Origin of the sequence: Afipia birgiae 34632, from assembly GCF_000308295.2 — a bacterium.
Lineage (GTDB): Bacteria > Pseudomonadota > Alphaproteobacteria > Rhizobiales > Xanthobacteraceae > Afipia > Afipia birgiae.
The window spans coordinates 100,564-117,975 of record NZ_HG326656.1 but is presented as its reverse complement, the minus strand read 5'-3'; the positions used below and the strand labels follow the sequence as shown (position 1 = coordinate 117,975).

Below are 17,412 nucleotides of genomic sequence, written 5' to 3'. Positions count from 1 at the left end.
GGCGACCGCCGCCCGTCGAATCCGTTACCGACTTCGACGCCCGACCGTTACCGTGCCCCGGGCCCGTAACTGGGTTCGAGTTGACCGACCGTCAAACCGCGCCCTGGCTCCAGCCATAGAGCAGGCCCAGGAACAGGATTGAGAGGAAAACGCCCATGTCGAGCAATGCGATCAGCCCTTCTTCGCGGTAGACGACCGCCCACGGATACATGAACGCCATCTCCATATCAAAGGCCAGAAACAGCAGCGCATAACCGGCATAGCGCGCATGATAGCGGACCCAGACCGGATCGCGCGACAAGGTACCGGCCGTGGCGGGCACGTCCTTGCCCGGTTCCGAGCGCGTGCGCCCGATGGCCCGGGCGAGCCCGTAGAGGCTGAGCACGAAACCGAACACACCGACACTCAGCCCGAAAAGGATCGCGTATTGGGAAAGCTCGCTCATCCGTGTTATCTCCTTCGGGTGCTCGACTCTCTAAAGTGTTAAGGGTTTAAGCAGAAAGGCACAATCAAACCAACGCCAGCGGCCATGCTGCCGTTATGCTAAGACGCTGCGCGCAACGGATTATTACAGCTCTCCGAAAATTCCGGGCTTGGGACTTCAAGAACACAGGTCTCCAATTGGTTTCTTCCAATTGGGTGGCCGGTGATTTAGCGTTGCATGATTGACGATCCGAACAAACATGACAGAGGGAAGTCAAATGTGCCTGTCCGCTCAAGTCAGCTTTGCCGCCAGTGTTTTTCTTGTTGGCGGCGGTGACCGGCCCCCACTGAGTGGTCCGATCGGAATGTTAGTTTAGGGATTGCATTTTGACTACCTCCTTTGGTGCTGGCCAGACGATGGCTTCGGGTGCCGGTGGTCGATATCCAAGCGATGAGTGTGGACGCACCGTGTTGTAGTGACGTCGCCAGTTTTCGATCACGATCTGGGCCTCCTTCAATGTGTAGAAGATTTCGCCGTTGAGCAGTTCATCGCGCAGCTTGCCGTTGAAGCTCTCGCAATAGCCATTCTCCCACGGACTGCCCGGCTCGATGTAAGCAGTCCTGGCTCCGACGGTGGCGATCCAATCCCGCAGCGCCTCGGCGACGAACTCAGGGCCATTGTCCGAACGTATGTGCGCAGGGATGCCCCGCGAGACGAACAGCTCGCAGAGCGCTTCGATGACGTCAGTTGCTTTGAGCTTCCGCGCGACACGGATGGCCAGGCTCTCACGGCTGAACTCGTCGATGATGCACAACATCCGGAACGCCTTGCCGTCGTGGGTGCGGTCGGCGACGAAGTCATAGGACCAGACATGGTTGGGTCGCTCCGGCCGCAGACGGATGCATGAGCCGTCGTTGAACCAGAGACGCCCGCGTTTAGGTTGTTTTAGGGGGACCTTCAGCCCCTCGCATCGCCAGATCCGCTCAACACGCTTCTTGTTCACCATCCAGCCGGCTCTGCGAAGCAACGCCGTAATTCGGCGATATCCGTAGCGGCCATATTGGCGGGCAAGCTCGATGATGTCGGCAGTCAAAGCCGCCTCGTCATCGGGTGTCGTTGGAGTCTTGCGCTGCGTCGATCGGTGTTGACCCAAAGCCCGGCACGCCCGTCTCTCGGAGATGCCAAGCTCGGCTGTTACATGATCGACGCAAGCACGGCGTCGGGAGGGGCTTAGAAGTTTCCCTTTGCGGCCTCCGCCAGGATCAGCTTGTCCAGCGTCAGATCCGACACCGCTCGCCGGAGACGATTGTTCTCAGTCTCCAGCTCTTTGAGTCGCTTCACCTGATCGCCCTTCAGGCCACCGTACTCGTTTCGCCATCGATAGTACGTTACTTCCGTCACGCCTATCGCTCGGACTGCGTCTGCTACCTGCCGGCCCTGTGCCATCAGCACATCAACCTGCCGCAGCTTCGCAACGATCTCTTCAGCCGTATGCCTCTTCCTTGCCATTGATCTTATCCTCCATCCGAAAATCATACTTCAGGGAGGACCACTTCAAAGGGGGCAGATCAGTCGCCGCGCGACAATCGTGGCGCAGGTGATCAAGCTCGGCCAAAAGCTCACCGACGATGCGATAATGATGTTCATCAAGCTGATGGGACGCCTGTTCTCTCAGGTCAACAACCGGAAAAAACAGCGCCACATGAACGCCCGCATCGAAACGTCCAAGGCGCTGCGACTGTTCCTCGACACGATTCTGGCCCTGCAGGCTGCCAATGATGCCGATGAAGATGCAATCGAGGCGGTAAACCGAGAAGTCGGCTGGCATCGGCTGCTGCAGATCAAGCCCAGCCTTGAAGCCATGGTCGAGAACGGCGACGTGTCGCCTTTGGTGATGGCGGCCGAGCAATATGGGAACATCCGCAAGTTCGCGGGGGCCTTCCTTCAGGCATTCACATTCCGCTCGCGCCGCCGGCACGATCCGCTGCTTGCGGCGGTCGCGGTCCTGAAAATGCTTTATGTAGAAGGACGTCGTGTCCTGCCGGATCGCGTGCCGGTCGGCCATTTGGGTGCGACCGAAAAGAAACTGATTTTCGAGGATGGCAAGCCGGATCGGCGGCTTTATGAAATCGCCACGTTCGCTCATTTACGGGACCGGCTGCATTCGCGCGATGTGTGGGTCGAGGGCAGCCGGTCATTCCGACCGATAGACGAAGATCTTATGCCGACGCCAACTTTTGTCGCTCTGAAGGGGCAAGATCAGCTCGGCCTCGGTGTCGCGTCCGACTGCGCTATCTGGCTGGCTGAAGTCAGGCAAATGATGGACTTTAATCTCAAACGACTGGCCTGGCGCGCCCGTTTCGGCAAGCTTGATGGCGTCAGGATGGAAAACGGGACGTTGATCGTGACGCCGCATACCAGCGACGTTCCCGCGGCGGCGGAAGCCCTCAATGCCGAAATCACGGACATGTATCCCCTGGTCGAGGTGCCCGATCTCTTGCGGGAAGTGCATGAATGGACCGGATTTGCCGATCAGTTCACCCACGTCCGGACGGGAGATGCGCCACAAAATATCGCCGCCATGCTGGCCGGCGTGCTTGCCGATGGCACGAATCTCGGTCCAAAACGCATGGCGGGGGCGTCGAAGGGGATTAGCGCCCACCAGATCGGCTGGATGCGCAGCTTCCATGCCCGCTCAGAAACCTACCGGGCCGCGCAGGCATGCGTCACCGATGCCCATACGCGCCATCCGCATTCGCAAATATGGGGCGACGGAACGACGGCCTCATCCGATGGGCAATTCTTTCGTGCCAGCGACCGGGCCGCCAGGCGCAGCGACATCAACCTGCATTATGGCAGCGAGCCGGGTTCGAAATTCTACAGCGGTCTTTCCGACCAGTACGGATATTACAGCATCCTGCCGATCAGCCCGACCGAGAGCGAGGCCGTCTATGTGCTCGACGGCCTGTTCGACCACGACACGATTTTGGAGATCGAGGAGCTATTTACGGATACCGGCGGCGCGAGCGATCATGTCTTTGCGCTGTTCTGCCTGATCGGCAGGCGCTTCGCGCCACGCCTTCGCAACATCAAGGACAGAAAATTCCATACCTTCGAAAAGGCCGATGCCTATCCGACATTGGCGAACCATATTGGCGCGCCGATCAACACCGCGCTCATCATGGAACATTGGGACGAGCTCCTGCGCCTGGCCGCGTCGATCACCACGCGCACCGTCGCGCCGTCGGCGATCCTGAAGCGGTTGTCCGCCTCATCGAAATCCAGCGATCTGGCCAAAGCGTTGCGCGAGTTCGGCCGCATCGAGCGCACGTTGTTCATGATCGAATGGTATTCCAGCCCGGCGCTGCGCCGGCGTTGTCAGGCCGGGCTCAACAAGGGCGAAGCCGCTCACAAGCTCAAGCGCGCCGTCTTCTTCCATGAGCGCGGCGAAATCCGTGATCGTTCCTTTGACAGTCAGGCATTCCGGGCTTCCGGCCTCAACCTCGTGGTCAGCGCCATCGTTCATTGGAACACCGTCTATCTCAGCCGGGCAACGGCTCATCTGCGCCAGCGGGGCCGGAATATTCCCGACAGATTGCTGAAGCACGTCTCGCCGCTGAGCTGGGAGCACATCAATCTCACCGGCATCTATTCCTGGGACACCGAGCAGCAGTTGTCCGAAGGCTTCAGGCTCTTGCGGCTTCCCGGCCGGATGTTGCGCGCCGCATGACGTTCACCATCCGTTCGGCCTTAGCGTACGATTTGGCACTGCTCTTGTTCCGTCCCCATATTGCCGCCAGCGAGCCGCGCGACAGGCGAAACCTCGCTACCCTGCGCGAAGCTCTCACCCTCGCCCCTGAAGCCTTCGCGGCGCTCCTGAAGGACATGCAGGCGTCAACGGCCGCCGGCGGCCTGATCGCCCGCGCCGCAAACCGCCACCTCGGCAAATCCGACCGGGAAGCGGCCGGCGTCCTCTCGGCCGCGCAGCGCCATACCCATTTCCTCGACAGCCCCCGCATGGTCGCGGTCCTCGGCCGATCCGATTTCCGCTTTGCCAATCTCAAGCGCCGCAACGCCTCGGTGTTCCTCGTCCTGCCGCCCGATCGCCTCGCCACCTATTCCCGCTGGCTGCGTCTGCTCGTCGCGCAAAGCCTGACCGACATGGCGCGCGACCCCGCCAAGCCGGCCGTGCCGGTCCTCTACCTGCTGGATGAGTTCGCCGCCCTCGGCCACCTCGCCCCCGTCGAGCGCGCAATGGGCCTCATGGCCGGCTATGGCGTCCAGCTCTGGCCGATCCTGCAAGACGTTCACCAGCTCCGCGCCACCTACGGGCAACGCGCCGGAACCTTCCTGTCAAACGCCGGCGTCCTACAGGTGTTCGGTGTCAACGATCACGACAGCGCCCGCCTCGTCTCCGATCTGCTCGGGCAGGAAACCGTGGTGTTCCAGACCATGAGCCGGGCGCTCGATTCCGAAAAATCCGGCCTCTCCTATGGCGAGCAACACACGGCCCGGCCGCTGCTGACCCCCGATGAGGTCCGCAACCTGCCGCAGCATGTCGAATTGCTGTTCCTCGCCGGGCAACGGCCGATCGTCGCCGGCAAGCTCGCCTATTACGCCGATGCAGAATTCCGGGGGCTGTTCGACCAAGCATAAAGGATGAAACCATGACCGACACCGATGCGCCCGAATGGCCCGATCCCGCCGACAAGGCCCATGCCGTTGAACAGGCCAAGCAGCTCCGTGACCAGGCCGCCAAGGGCGGCTTGCGGTTTGAAGCCTATCTGCCGCCGTCGCTGGCCCTGTGGCTGCTCGATCTGATCGAACAGGACACGTTCCATGATCCGTCCGAAGCCGTGTTCGTGATCCTGGGCGAGCATAAGGAGCTGGCACCCCATGCCGATCTGCGCCGGGAACTACTCAAGCGCCGCATACAGGTGGCGGCCGATGATTCCCGACCGGGTATTTCGATGGAAGAAATGAAAGCCCTACTGCGCGAAAAGCGCGAAGCCCCCCTGCCCGAGCCGGCCAGATGGGAAAAGCGGTCCCGGCGCTGACGCACCGGGGCTTCTCTCTTGCGGCCCTCCGGTCACTTCGGCGCTATGTGGGAGCGCGTTCCCTCCGGGCCGGGCCGGCTGCTCGCCGGCATCGCTCAACCAGGCCACACCCGCGACGCTAGCCCCCGGCCGTCCCGCTCTCATCATCTAGGGCCGTAGGGACGGCCGGGGGCGGGATGCAGGCAGACAACTTGCCAAATTGCTTGTTTGCCAACTTGCCAGCAATCAGGCAATCGCCTCAAGGCCCCTTTTCTGAATAACGGTCAGCAGCCGCAGCGCCGGGCCGCCGGGCTTCTTCACCCCACGTTCCCAATCTGACACCAGCCCCTTACTCACGTTGAGATAGCGGGCAAAGACAGGCTGCGAGATACGCTCACGCTCACGAATAGAACGGATTTCCTCGGGGGTCAGCGGCTCAACGGTTGTCAGACACCCCTCGTCAAATTCGCGCATCGTCTGCTTGTCGATCGCGCCGGACTCATAGAAGCCTTCCATCATCTCATGGACGGCCGCCAGAGCTTCACTCTTGTAAGTCTTGCTCATCGCAATTCACCTCGAACATTCGACCCGCAGCAACTTCCGCGTCCATCTGCGCATCTGCAAACCCCAAGACCAGCTTTGCGGCCTTCTTCAAGTAGGCTTCTTCCGCATCATCAAGGTTCGCCATATCGCTCTTGGCAAACCCGAACGCGAAAACCGCCCTCGTCTCCGCGCGGAAGAAAACCAGCGTTCGGAAGCCGCCAGACTTTCCAGCGCCGGGCCGCGCTACTCGTTGCTTGATAAGGCCGGCCCCTAGATCGGCGTCGATCTGGCCGCGCTCAGCCCGCTCTACAGCCTCACAAAGCATCGCGTCAGAGATTTTCTCCTTTCGGGCAAACTTGTGAAACCGGCTGTTTTTGAAAACCCTCACGCGACTTCCTCGCCCCTGAATGTATGACACATAGCGTTACACTTCAAGGCCCTTACCGCATCGCCGCTTTGCTGGCAATCAAGCACTATGTTTTGCCAGCAAGTCAGCAAGCGCCTCGCGCATGAGGTCTTCAATGGAGCGGTCGGTGTCGGCTGACAGCCGCTTAACCCGGCGATGTTCCTCCGGCTCGACCACGACTGTCACCCGCTTCATTCCGGCCCGCGTGGCGGCATGGTAACGCTTACCCTCGGCACGATCCGGGGTCGGCGCGGGGGCGGATTCCGCGATAGGCGCAACAGGCGGCGTGGTCTGCGCGCCCACGGCCTTCATGCTCGCGGCTAAACTCGGTCTTTTCGACATGGTTTTATCCCATCAAACTGCCAGTTTGCCAGCAATACCATTATGCCTTATTGCTGGCAATACAGCTTGCCGTCAAATCAGCAATTGGCCTCTAAGCCAGGTCAGCAATTCGGACACTTCCTCGCTGGCTTTGCCGGCCGGCTCATACTCCGGAGCGGTTTTGCCGGCCGTGAGCGCATGTCCGAAAGCCGCCCGCTGCTGGAAGGCGACGGGGGCAACCTCCAAGCCGTGAACCTGAACGGCTTCCCGCGCATCGGCCAGAAGCTGCGTGGCACGCGGCGGCACGGCGTTCAAAACGACAAAGGCCGGCTTTTGGGCGAGTTTCACCAGCTCGGCCGTGCTTCCGATCGCGCGAAGATCGAGGATTCCGGCTCGGCACGGGATCAACACCATGTCGGACGATCGCGTTGCCGCCATTGCGGCCGCTTCCGAGTGCGGCGCGGTGTCGATCACGACCAGCTCGGCCCGCATCGGTCGCGGCCTGCAAGCCTTGCGGCAAACGAGTGTGAGGAAGCGCGACGACAACCGGGGCCTCACCTTGTCGGCTATCGCCCCATCCGGCGGCGCTTGCCTGGGGGTCAAGGTCGATGATAGCGGCGGGAAGCCCGGCCGCCTCGGCGGCCGTAGCAAGGTGCAAGGCGAGGGTGGTTTTTCCAGCCCCGCCTTTTTGGCTGACTATGGCGATTGTTTTCATATTGCTGGCATAGCAGCAAACCGCATTGACGGCAAGAACTTTTGCTTAAATGCCTTATTGCTGGCAATACAGCAAATATTAAGCCCCGCCCTTGCCCCTCGCTCCCTCTCGAAAGCCCGTAGGACGGTTGCCGCCGGCGCGAACGTGGCGGTTTTGCTGTGAGGGTGCCGCCTCCCGATCCGCCTTATACGCGGATCGGAACCGCCGCAGGGCTGCGCAAGCAGCCCGAACAGCGGCGACCGCTTATGTTTGCCCTCTTAGATAAAGATCAGATGGGGATTCAGTCTGGTTATCGGACTCACGTTTCATCACACTCTTTGCCAGCATCACGAGGGCCTTACCGAGCGGGCTATCGCCGGTGTCGAGCTGCGTCCGCTCATCGAGGGGCAGGGTGGTCTTGTAGGCGTCGATTGCCTCGCTCCATGCCTGCTGATCCTGTCCATGATCAGCAGGCGGGGGCGGGGCCTTGCCGAACCTGCCGAGAAACTGACGGGCCTTTTCCGGCAAGGACAGGCGATAGGCGTTGCTCGTCTGCTGGACCTGTGGGCCGCGCCCCTCGTTGCCGGTCGGCTCGTAGCGCCGCAGCCAGTCGATGAAACCATGCGCCCGCAGGTTCTTCAGCGCCCGCACGATCGTATCGCGCGACCGGCCTAGCCGATCCATGATCGTGGTGATTGACGGCTCTAACCGGCCGGTGCGGAAGTCTATGAGATTGACGAACAGCCGCAGCACGTCGAGCGCCACCGATCCTAGCGGGCCGCTTCGCTCGCCCTTCTCGTGCAAGCCGGCCTCATTGTAGATTTCGGCCGCCTTCAAGATTGCCTGAACGTCCTTGCGCGTCGTCGGCCGCCATATCCGGCCCTCCGATCGGCCCCGGATATGACTATGCCGGCGAACTGGCGTCGGGCATCGCTCGGCCGGGGGCATGACCAGGCCAAGCCCGGCCTGTCCCGATCCCCGCCACGCCTCGCGGCGCTCATGGGCGAGCGTGGAGAGCTGCCCGGCGTCTTCCTCGGTGAGCTGGCCGGCGCTGTAGCGCGTCCATACCTCCCGCATGATCTCATCAAGCGCGCTTGCGCGCGCGCAGCCGATCGCGGCCGCGATCTGCGTCCTCAACATGCCTGTCGTCCTTCCATTTGAAGGACATGACGGCGCGGACGGCAGGCACGGCTTTCCGGTGCCGTCCGGAATGCGGTTGGAATTCAGTGGCGCGTTCTCCGGTAACATGAAGGTATCGTTTCAGGCGGCAAGGTCAATCGGCTGATCAATGGGTTTTGTGGAAAGCGTCTGCCACCCATCCACCTTGCGCATGTTGATCTGTCCTGAAGCGAGCAGCGCCCAGAACAACATCGCGGCGGTGTCGGCGGATGGCAGAACGGTTTGAGTCTTGATCCGTCGCTTGAATTCTTCGTGCAGACGCTCGATTGCATTCGTGGTGCGTACACTGCGCCATTGGCTCGGCGGCAAGCGAGTGAAGGTGAACAAGCGTTCCCCTGCCTCTTCCAGGCTGTCGGCGACAGCGCGGTGCTTGAGCCTCCATTTGCGAATGAAGGCCTTGCGGCGGACCTCTATCTCCTCAGGTGTCGTCGCGTAGATCATGTCGTTGTAATCCGCGGTGATCTCGTCATGCAGGCGCTCGGGTGCATGCGCGAAAAGGTTCCTGTGCTTGTGGACCGTGCAGCGCTGGACCGGCACTCCGTCCCAGACCGAGGCAATGGCCTTGTCGAGCCCCGGCGCGCCATCGACGATGAGGAACTCGGGCCGCCGTAGCCCGCGCCTAATTAGATCGTCGAGGACAGTGCGCCACGCCTCGGCGCTCTCTCCGCCCATGCTCTTGATCGCGAGCAGCACCTTCTGGCCGTCGGCGCGCACGCCCAGGACAACGAGGAGCGAGATCGAGGTCGCCTTGCGGTCGAGCCGCACGCGAACGACGGTGCCGTCGAGGATCAGGCGCACGATCGGATCCTCGGCCAGTGAGCGGGTGTTCCAGGCATCCCAGTCGCTCTTCACCTTGCGCCACGTCCGGCTCACCGTGTCCTTGCCGACTGTCCCGCCGAACAACGCCGCCAGCGCGCGACGCACCCGCCGGGTATTGGTGCCGGCGAGATAGGTGCTCGCGATCAGCGCATCGGCGGCAAGCGTGCGCCGCTGATAGGCCCGCAGCGCCTGGCTCTTCCATTCCGTCGTCTTGCCTTCCGAAGTGGTCAGCCGGGCCCGCGGCACCGCGATCTCGATCGGCCCGAACGTGCCCGTCAGCGAGCGCGTCCGGCTGCCATGACGGTGGCCCGTGACGCAGGCTCCTGCTTCGTTGCCGGCCATCTTGCTTCGTTCGTAACGCGGCCGGGCCAGCGCGGTATCGAGCTCGCCGCGGATCAGCTCTTCGATGAATTGACGCGCCCGAGCCCGTACCTCGGTCTCGATCGGGTCGAACCAGTTATCGAAAAGATCAACAGCCATCTCAGTCGCAGGCTGCATGGAATCAGGCTTCGTGGTAAGCTTGGTCATGGCGTAGTCTCCAGTCCGACGCTTCAACGCCGGATGATTCGAGGTTGATCACCCCGGAGACTACGCCACCCTCAATTCCTACCAACTCCGCGACGGCACCCTCATCAGAATCTTCGTATTCTGAAATGACCGGCTGCACACCGGAGGCTGTGGTTGCGCTTGCGATGGTCGCCTCAAAATCCTTGGCGAGCCTGCGGCATCGACCAAGCCACGCGAATGTACGCTCGACGACCCACCTGCGCGGTAGAACCTCGAAGCCCTCAGCATGGTCGGATCGCTTGATGATCGCGAGCGTCAATTTTCCGATCTTTGCGAGAGCATTCCGCATCTTGCCCCCCGCATAACCACCATCGGCGAAGACGTGCCGCAGCCACGGATAGAGCCGGCGGATCGAAGCCAGTACGCGGGGGCCACCATCACGGTCCTGGACATCGGCTGGATGCACGAGGAGACCAACCAGATTGCCTTGCGTGTCGGTTACAATGTGGCGTTTGCGCCCCTTGATCTTTTTGCCGGCGTCGTAGCCGCGCGGGCCGCCGCTTTCCGTGGTTTTCACCGATTGGCTGTCGATGACGCCCGCCGTCGGGCTCGCCTCACGTCCAGCATGCTCGCGTGCCGCCATCACTAGCGTGTAGTTGATCGAGCTGAACCTGCCCTCGCGCGACCATCCATAGAAATAGCCCTGAACGGTCGAGTACGGTGGGAAGTCCTTGGGCAACTGACGCCATTGGCACCCTGTCGAGACCATGTACAGGATCGCATTCACCACGGCTCGCAAGTCCGTCTCACGCGGCCTCCCAATGCGGGATGGGGAAGGTATCAAAGGCTTCAGCAATCCCCACTCCGCATCCGTCAGATCGCTTGCATAATGCAGTCCCTCACGGCGATATTGTCGCCGGGTGATTTCAGTCCAGGCCATCGTGCTCTCCCTCGAATCTTCGCAAATCCGAAGGAATCATAAGCCACTGAAATCACTCAACCCTTTTTCAGTCAGCCTCTCATCGCAGATATGCTTTGTGAATGATTGCCGAGTAAGGCTCGCCGCTTTACGCAACGTCTGTTTTCAGCCCGAACGCCGGGATTTTGCGAATCCGGCTTTGCAGGGCAAGTTCGAATTGCTCCCATCCCAGCAGCGACCTTGCTGCCTTTATCTGCTGCGTGATCACGAGCATTTTTCCGCCCCCTTGGAAGCCGTTTCAGAAGCGGAGATTCGCTTGAGGCGAAAACCGCCAGGAGGAGCCGTTGCATATCCATGACGAATCATGCGCCGACATCTCTCAGGCGCGGGACTGCACGGGCACAAGCGCTCCCGCGGCACAACTCCGATGGACCCTTAAGGAGAATTCAATTGGCCGCTTGCACGCGCTTTTCGGCCTCGCGAGACTGCATGCGAAAGTGCTTCGGCGAGCAGCGTCAAAGCGATAAACTGATGCTGAGTGGTCATTGCGCCGACAGCAAACGCGCCTCTCACGGCCGTCGCCTGCCGCTCAGACTTATCTAGACCAATCGGCGCAGCGATACCGTTCGCCGTTGGATTCGCTCGGTTGCAGTCATGGCTTTGTGAATCAGTCATCACGCTGGCGACTCCTCGGTAAGTGTCCTATTCCGGCAACCTCTTTGCGGGTTGTTTTACGTCGCTTAAAGTCCACATCTCAAACGCAAGGGCCGGGGTTGACTGGAAGACTCATGCGAATCGTCGCGCCCTTCAGGCGACAGCAGGCGAGAACGTTGAAGCTGGGTTTTGTTTCGGGTTCGGTGGAATGTCTACTTAAACAAGCCCCTCCCCTACCCTTGCTCATACTCCCGATGTGGATGAACAGATGAACATCATCAGCGGCTCGTTCTGGGCATGGGCATGACCGTTGATACAACACCAATGCGTTGCAATGATCACGCCCAGCATCACGGCGCCTGTCGCACCCACCATCTTCTTCAGCCAGCCGACTTTCTTCTTTTCCGCGGAAGCCTCATCCGCGGTTTCGACCGGACCGCCGACGATGCCGCTGAACTTCTCGAAGAACTCCCCTGCAAGCTTCGTGGCCGTCGCATCGATCAATCGCCCGCCGAGTTGCGCGAGCTTGCCGCCGATCTCGGCCTTCACGGTGTAATGAAGGATGGTTGCGTCACCATCGGCCTCCAGCTTGACCGCGGCGCTGCCTTTGGCAAAGCCGGCCATGCCTCCGGAGCCTTCACCGGTGATAGTGTAACCGTTCGGCGGATCGAAGTCGGACAAGGTCACCTTGCCGGTGAACGAAGCCTTCACGGGACCGACGCGCAGCGTGACCTTGGCGTTCATTTCATTGTCGGATGTCTTCTCGATGGACTCGCATCCGGGGATGCACTGCTTGAGCACATCGACGTCGTTGAGCGCGGCATAGACTAACTCGCGTGAAGCTTCGATGCGTTGCGAACCGTTCATATCCATCAGACATGTCCTTCTTCCTGTTGTTCCGCCCGCCGTTGTCCACGGCGGCGCACCTCGACCATCTCCGCAACGATCGACAATGCAATTTCATCCGGCGTGATCGCGCCGAGATCGAGTCCGGCCGGGGCCCGCAGAGTCTCCAGTTGCAAGGGCGGCACGCCCGCGGCAGCCAGTTCGTCCTTCAGCACGGCCGCCTTCTTGCGCGATCCGACGAAGGCGACATAGGTTGACTGAGCGGCCAAAGCCGATTTCAACGCTGCCGTATCACCACGCCCCTGAGTCGACACAACGACATATCGGTTGCCGCCGCTGTCCGCAGGGATCTCATAACCATCCACAAGCCGATCGGTATCGCCGAACAGCGCATGATCCGCGGCTGGGGCGCACACTGATACGAAGAATCCCATGCGCTGGGCGATGGCCGCGATCGCCACCGCCACAGGCGATGCGCCGCAGACATAAAGCTGCGGACGCGGCAGGATCGGTTCGACAAAAATATCCATGGTGCCGTGGCTCGGACACATGTTGTTGGCGTAGAGGACGCCGTCGTGTGATTCACCGGCTTTCAGTCCGTGTTCTTCCAGCACATCCTTCGGCTGCACGCTGATGAGGCGCGGCTGGCCGTCCGAGAGCGACTGCCGCGCCGCCTTCAGCACATTGGCACGTGCGCAACCCCCACCGATCCATCCGGCGGTCATGGTGCCGTCTCTGAGGATGACGGCCTTCGCGCCCGCCTTCGCTGCGGTCAGCGATACCGTGCGCACCACAGTGGCCAGCGCGAACGGCTCGCCGCGGGCTTTCATGTCGTTGACGATGTCGAGGACATCGGGTGCGAGCGTCATGATCTCATATCCTTGCCAGATAAGGTTCGAGCGCCTGCAGACTTTCGAGATTGTGCGCCGGAGCGAACAGATCGACATGGGGCAGCGCCGCCTTCATGCCGGCCGCCTCCGGCGCATAATCGCGCCAGCCGATCATCGGATTGAGCCAGGCGATGCGGCGGCAGCGTCGGCGCAGCGCCGCCATCTCACGGCCCAGTTGCTCGGCCGGTCCGGTGTCATAACCGTCGGACACGATCATGACGCAGGTGCGCGCATGAATCGCACGCTTCGCGTGCCAGCGGTTGAATGTGCCAAGCGACTCGCCGATCCGTGTCCCGCCGCCGACGCCCTGGGCCAGGATCGACATGCGCTCCACCGCCCGCGTCGCATCGCGCTCGCGCAGCGCCGGTGAGATGTGAATCAGCCGCGTATGAAATACGAAGGCTTCCGCTTCGCGGAACGTGTCAAGAATGCCGTGCATGAAGCGCAGGAACACCGCCGAATACATGCTCATGGAACCCGAGGCGTCGAGGAGCACGACGAGGCGCAGCGGCTTGTTCTTGCGCTGGCGCCAGACCAGTTCCATCGGCGTGCCGCCATGCGCGATGCTCTTGTGGATCGTGCGCCGCAGGTCGATGCGCCGGCCCGCGCGGCGTGCCTGCTCGCGCCGGGTCAGCCGCACGCGCATCGCCTTTGCCAACCTGGCCGCAACGGCATGAGCCTCCGCAAGATCGGATGGATTGGCGAGATGACGGAAATCGGCTTTGGCAAGCGAATCAGACCGCGAGGCTCCTTCGCGTAGACCGGGGCTGTTCTCGTTGGTCTCGTCATCACCACCGGGACGCCTTTGCACGCTATCCGGTGCGCCGTCCGGATTGCCCGGCCGATCGCCGCTCTTCGTGCTGTCGAAACCCGGCGGGGTCTTCTGCAGCACGCCGGACATGCGCGTGGCGGATTTCATGCCGCGCCCCAGCCAGAACGCATCAAATATCTCGTCGAATTTCTCCCAGTCCGCCTTGTTGCTGCACAACAGCGCGCGCAGCGCTGGACGCAACCGCGATGGCGATGACGAATCCGGACCGGCAAGCACCGTGAGCGCGTCACTTGTCTCGGCGAGCCCGACAATAAAAGCGTTGTCGCGCAGCACGCGGACGAAATCGCCGAGCTTGCGGCGCGCGCCTGCGCCCGCCGGAGCAGCAATCGTCTCGCGAATGGCCGCACTTCCTGCCATATCAGGCCACCTTGCCCAGCAGCCGGTCGGACACCTCACGCGTCATGCGCGACTTGTCCTCTGCCGTCTTGATCAGGCACATCATGGTTTCGAACACGACTTCCGGTTCCGCGCGCAGATCGTCGATGCCAAGCCCGGCCAGAGCGGCTGCCCAGTCGAGTGTTTCGGCAACGCCGGGGCTCTTTCGCAAATCCTCCTTGCGGATGGCCTCGACCATGCGCGCGATCTGCAACGCCAGATCCACGTCGATGTCGGGCATGCGCGCGGTGATGATACGCGCCTCGCGTTCGACGTCGGGAAAATCGACGTAATGATAGAGACAGCGGCGGCGCAGCGCGTCGGAGAGTTCGCGCGTTCCGTTGGACGTCAGCACGACATGCGGGATCGTGGTGGCGCGGATGGTTCCAAGCTCGGGGATGGACACCTGGAAATCCGACAGCAATTCCAGCAGGAACGCCTCGAATTCCTCGTCAGCGCGATCGACCTCATCGATCAGCAGCACAGGCGATTTCGGCTGACGGATGGACGACAGCAGCGGACGTTCAAGCAGGAATTTTTCCGAGAAGATATGATCTTCGACGACATCGGCAGCGTCAGCATGGGTTTCGCGCGCCTTGATCGCCAGCAACTGGCGCTGATAGTTCCACTCGTAGAGCGCCGCGTTCTGATCAAGTCCTTCATAGCATTGCAGGCGAATGAGGCGCGCGTCATTCGCCCGAGCCAAAGCCAGCGCAACCTCGGTCTTCCCGACGCCCGCCTCGCCTTCCAGCAATAGCGGGCGCGACAGGTGCTCCATCAGCCAGACGGCCGTCGCAAGATCACGATCCGGAATATAGCCTGCGGCGGCCAGCCGATCTGCGATTCGATCGCGTGGAATATGATGACGCATAAGCATTTCCAACTCGCCCGGCCCATTGCCGGTGCAGTCCCTGCTTCAAGTCCGGTGCGATCAGAGAGCCGACGAGCAGCCGGCACCCGAAATCTCACCACACGTTCCGGACATGCCGGGCGGAGCAGAGTTTGCTTCGCCCGGACCTGTCTTAAACATGCAGGCCCAGTCTTTCGCCGACCTTCCAGAGCCGCCAGGCATCGTGCGGCATCTGGATGTGGCCTGCATTCAGAAACGCAAAGGCATCGTTCACTGCGTTAGAGAAACATGGCACGCCGCCGACATGGGGGCTTTCGCCCACGCCCTTGGCGCCGATCGGGTGATGCGGCGACGGCGTGACGGTGTAGTCCGTTTCCCACTTCGGCGTCTCCACCGCAGTCGGCAGGAAGAAATCCATGAATGACGCGCCTATCACGTTGCCCTGTTCGTCGTAACGGATCTCCTGACCCATCGCGACGGCGAAGGCCTCAGTGAGACCACCGTGGACCTGTCCTTCGATAATCATGGGATTGATGCGCGTGCCGCAATCGTCGAGTGCATAGAAGCGCCGGGTCTTGGCGACGCCGGTATCGACATCGATGTCCATGACGCAGAAATACGCGCCGAACGGATAGGTCATGTTCGGCGGATCGTAATAATTCACCGCCTCAAGACCCGGTTCCAGATTGGGCGGCGGACTGTTGTACGACGCCCAGGCGATTTCCTTCATGGTCTTGAATTTTTCAGGCAGACCCTTCACCCGGAAGCGATCAACGTCCCATTCAAGATCGCCTTCATGCACTTCGAGAAGGTGAGCCGCGATCATCTGCGCCTTGGCCTTGATCTTGCGCGCGGCCACGGCCGTGGCCGCGCCGGCGGTCGGCGTTGAACGCGAGCCATATGTACCAAGACCGTAAGGCGCAGTGTCAGTGTTGCCTTCCTCGATCATGATATCGTCGGCGGGAATGCCGAGTTCGGTGGCAATGATCTGGGCGTAGGTCGTCTCGTGGCCCTGCCCCTGGCTCTTGGTGCCCATGCGGGCGATGATCGAGCCGGTCGGATGGATGCGGATTTCGGCGGAGTCGAACATGGCGACGCCGAGAATGTCGCAATTCTTGGATGGACCGGCGCCGACGATCTCAGTGAAGAAGGAGATGCCGATGCCCATCAACTCGCGGGTTTCGCCACGCTTGAAGGCTTCCTGCTTTTGCTTCTGCTCGGCGCGCAGCGCACGATAGCCGACAGCATCCATCGCCTTTTTCATGGCGAGCGGATAGTTGCCGCTGTCGTATTCCCATCCGAGCGGAGCATGATACGGAAACTGCTCCGGCTGGATGAAGTTCTTGATGCGCAGGTCCGCCGAATCCATGCCGAGCCGCTGCGCCAGCGTCTCGATGGCGCGTTCGATGGCATAGACCGCTTCCGTCACCCGGAATGAGCAACGATAGGCGACGCCACCCGATGCCTTGTTGGTGTAAACGCCGTCTACCGAGAGATACGCCACCGGCATGTCATAGGAGCCGGTGCAGATGTTCATGAAACCTGCCGGCCATTTCGACGGATCGGCGCAAGCGTCGAATGCGCCGTGATCGGCGAGCACATGGCAGCGCATGGCGAGGATCTTGCCGTCCTTGGTGGCGGCGAGTTCAGTCGTCATGTGGTAATCACGCGCAAACGAGGTGGTGGAGAGATTCTCCATCCGGTCCTCGACCCACTTCACCGGCACGCCCAGCACGATGGACGCGACCACCGCGCAGACATAGCCGGAATAGGCGCCAACCTTGTTGCCGAAACCGCCGCCGATATCCGGCGCGATCACGTGGATCTTGTGCTCGGGCAACCCCGAGATCAGCGACACCACTGTGCGAATCACGTGCGGCGCCTGGAAGGTGCCCCACAGCGTCAATTCGCCCTTGATCTTGTCCATCGAGGCGACGCACTGGCAGGTCTCCAGCGGCGACGGATGGACCCGGTGATAGGTAAACATATCCTTGGAGACGACGTCGGCCTTGGCAAAGGCTTCGTCGGTACCGTCCTTGTCGCCGATATCCCAGAAGAAGATGTGGTTGTGATGCTTGCGCGGTCCATGCGCGCCGGTCATCTTGTCCTTGATATCC

Annotated in this window: 15 protein-coding genes and 4 pseudogenes; 3 read left to right on the top strand and 16 right to left on the bottom strand. The window is 61.4% G+C overall.

What is annotated here, in order from left to right; genetic code table 11:
• Positions 1 to 91: 91 nt before the first annotated feature.
• Positions 92 to 445 carry an NADH-quinone oxidoreductase subunit A gene (locus BN32_RS25450; RefSeq protein WP_040427766.1) on the bottom strand — a complete coding sequence of 118 codons (354 nt, stop codon included), beginning with the start codon at positions 443 to 445 and terminating at the stop codon, positions 92 to 94.
• Positions 446 to 791: 346 nt separating this feature from the next.
• Positions 792 to 1,933, bottom strand: a protein-coding gene (locus tag BN32_RS26600; protein WP_085947356.1) for an IS3 family transposase whose coding sequence is annotated in 2 segments (ribosomal slippage) — positions 792 to 1,669 and positions 1,669 to 1,933 — 1,143 coding nt in all. Because the reading frame shifts where the segments join, the coding sequence is not laid out codon by codon here.
• A gap of 64 nt (positions 1,934 to 1,997) precedes the next feature.
• Between BN32_RS26600 and BN32_RS25435 the strand changes: the two are divergent.
• The 3 genes and pseudogenes from BN32_RS25435 to BN32_RS25425 all read left to right on the top strand — a co-directional run.
• Positions 1,998 to 4,154 (top strand): annotated as a pseudogene (locus tag BN32_RS25435) (Tn3 family transposase); the annotation flags it as partial.
• Positions 4,155 to 4,213: 59 nt separating this feature from the next.
• Positions 4,214 to 5,080: pseudogene (locus tag BN32_RS25430) on the top strand (type IV secretory system conjugative DNA transfer family protein); the annotation flags it as partial.
• Between the two features lie 11 nt (positions 5,081 to 5,091).
• The gene (locus BN32_RS25425; RefSeq protein WP_019200203.1) at positions 5,092 to 5,481 is read left to right on the top strand and encodes a hypothetical protein; all 390 of its coding nucleotides are present in this window, start codon (positions 5,092 to 5,094) and stop codon (positions 5,479 to 5,481) included.
• A gap of 225 nt (positions 5,482 to 5,706) precedes the next feature.
• On the opposite strand, the gene BN32_RS25420 is transcribed toward BN32_RS25425, so the two are convergent.
• The 14 genes and pseudogenes from BN32_RS25420 to BN32_RS25365 all read right to left on the bottom strand — a co-directional run.
• On the bottom strand, positions 5,707 to 6,024 hold the full coding sequence (locus BN32_RS25420; protein WP_024899700.1) for a helix-turn-helix domain-containing protein: 318 nt from the start codon (positions 6,022 to 6,024) through the stop codon (positions 5,707 to 5,709).
• The gene (locus BN32_RS25415; RefSeq protein WP_019200205.1) at positions 6,002 to 6,391 is read right to left on the bottom strand and encodes a type II toxin-antitoxin system RelE/ParE family toxin; all 390 of its coding nucleotides are present in this window, start codon (positions 6,389 to 6,391) and stop codon (positions 6,002 to 6,004) included. Before BN32_RS25415 ends, BN32_RS25420 begins: the two co-directional genes overlap by 23 nt.
• 78 nt (positions 6,392 to 6,469) lie before the next feature.
• A complete protein-coding gene (locus BN32_RS25410) occupies positions 6,470 to 6,751 on the bottom strand; it encodes a ribbon-helix-helix domain-containing protein (RefSeq protein ID WP_037506114.1) in 282 nt (93 codons plus the stop codon).
• A 72-nt stretch (positions 6,752 to 6,823) separates the two neighbouring features.
• Positions 6,824 to 7,168, bottom strand: coding sequence for a hypothetical protein (locus tag BN32_RS28005; protein ID WP_244438288.1), 345 nt, complete (start codon positions 7,166 to 7,168; stop codon positions 6,824 to 6,826).
• 199 nt (positions 7,169 to 7,367) lie between these two features.
• Positions 7,368 to 7,445, bottom strand: a pseudogene (locus BN32_RS28000) (ParA family protein); the annotation flags it as partial.
• A 243-nt stretch (positions 7,446 to 7,688) separates the two neighbouring features.
• Complete coding sequence (locus BN32_RS25400; protein WP_030092364.1) at positions 7,689 to 8,564, bottom strand: helix-turn-helix domain-containing protein; 876 nt, start codon at positions 8,562 to 8,564, stop codon at positions 7,689 to 7,691.
• A gap of 120 nt (positions 8,565 to 8,684) precedes the next feature.
• A complete protein-coding gene (locus BN32_RS25395; RefSeq protein WP_169713338.1) occupies positions 8,685 to 9,920 on the bottom strand; it encodes an IS256 family transposase in 1,236 nt (411 codons plus the stop codon).
• A gap of 184 nt (positions 9,921 to 10,104) precedes the next feature.
• Positions 10,105 to 10,869 (bottom strand): annotated as a pseudogene (locus BN32_RS25390) (IS5 family transposase); the annotation flags it as partial.
• A gap of 127 nt (positions 10,870 to 10,996) precedes the next feature.
• A complete protein-coding gene (locus BN32_RS28100) occupies positions 10,997 to 11,122 on the bottom strand; it encodes a hypothetical protein (RefSeq protein WP_019200211.1) in 126 nt (41 codons plus the stop codon).
• A 623-nt stretch (positions 11,123 to 11,745) separates the two neighbouring features.
• Positions 11,746 to 12,375 carry an SRPBCC family protein gene (locus tag BN32_RS25385; RefSeq protein ID WP_019200212.1) on the bottom strand — a complete coding sequence of 210 codons (630 nt, stop codon included), beginning with the start codon at positions 12,373 to 12,375 and terminating at the stop codon, positions 11,746 to 11,748.
• The gene (locus BN32_RS25380) at positions 12,375 to 13,217 is read right to left on the bottom strand and encodes an XdhC family protein (protein WP_019200213.1); all 843 of its coding nucleotides are present in this window, start codon (positions 13,215 to 13,217) and stop codon (positions 12,375 to 12,377) included. Before BN32_RS25380 ends, BN32_RS25385 begins: the two co-directional genes overlap by 1 nt.
• 4 nt (positions 13,218 to 13,221) lie before the next feature.
• On the bottom strand, positions 13,222 to 14,427 hold the full coding sequence (locus BN32_RS25375) for a vWA domain-containing protein (protein WP_019200214.1): 1,206 nt from the start codon (positions 14,425 to 14,427) through the stop codon (positions 13,222 to 13,224).
• Between the two features lies 1 nt (position 14,428).
• A complete protein-coding gene (locus tag BN32_RS25370; protein WP_019200215.1) occupies positions 14,429 to 15,316 on the bottom strand; it encodes an AAA family ATPase in 888 nt (295 codons plus the stop codon).
• 151 nt (positions 15,317 to 15,467) lie between these two features.
• Positions 15,468 to 17,412 (bottom strand): aerobic carbon-monoxide dehydrogenase large subunit (locus BN32_RS25365; protein WP_040427762.1); only part of this gene is annotated, 1,945 nt, incomplete at its 5' end.

Excerpts from the sequence above, each read along its gene's own strand:
- BN32_RS28100 (WP_019200211.1), bottom strand. The coding sequence starts at position 11,122 with ATGCTCGTGATCACGCAGCAGATAAAGGCAGCAAGGTCGCTGCTGGGA.
- BN32_RS25410 (WP_037506114.1), bottom strand. The coding sequence starts at position 6,751 with ATGTCGAAAAGACCGAGTTTAGCCGCGAGCATGAAGGCCGTGGGCGCG.
- BN32_RS25375 (WP_019200214.1), bottom strand. The coding sequence starts at position 14,427 with ATGGCAGGAAGTGCGGCCATTCGCGAGACGATTGCTGCTCCGGCGGGC.
- BN32_RS25400 (WP_030092364.1), bottom strand. The coding sequence starts at position 8,564 with ATGTTGAGGACGCAGATCGCGGCCGCGATCGGCTGCGCGCGCGCAAGC.
- BN32_RS25420 (WP_024899700.1), bottom strand. The coding sequence starts at position 6,024 with ATGAGCAAGACTTACAAGAGTGAAGCTCTGGCGGCCGTCCATGAGATG.
- BN32_RS25395 (WP_169713338.1), bottom strand. The coding sequence starts at position 9,920 with ATGCAGCCTGCGACTGAGATGGCTGTTGATCTTTTCGATAACTGGTTC.
- BN32_RS25380 (WP_019200213.1), bottom strand. The coding sequence starts at position 13,217 with ATGACGCTCGCACCCGATGTCCTCGACATCGTCAACGACATGAAAGCC.
- BN32_RS25425 (WP_019200203.1), top strand. The coding sequence starts at position 5,092 with ATGACCGACACCGATGCGCCCGAATGGCCCGATCCCGCCGACAAGGCC.
- BN32_RS28005 (WP_244438288.1), bottom strand. The coding sequence starts at position 7,168 with ATGGCGGCAACGCGATCGTCCGACATGGTGTTGATCCCGTGCCGAGCC.
- BN32_RS25370 (WP_019200215.1), bottom strand. The coding sequence starts at position 15,316 with ATGCGTCATCATATTCCACGCGATCGAATCGCAGATCGGCTGGCCGCC.
- BN32_RS25385 (WP_019200212.1), bottom strand. The coding sequence starts at position 12,375 with ATGGATATGAACGGTTCGCAACGCATCGAAGCTTCACGCGAGTTAGTC.
- BN32_RS25450 (WP_040427766.1), bottom strand. The coding sequence starts at position 445 with ATGAGCGAGCTTTCCCAATACGCGATCCTTTTCGGGCTGAGTGTCGGT.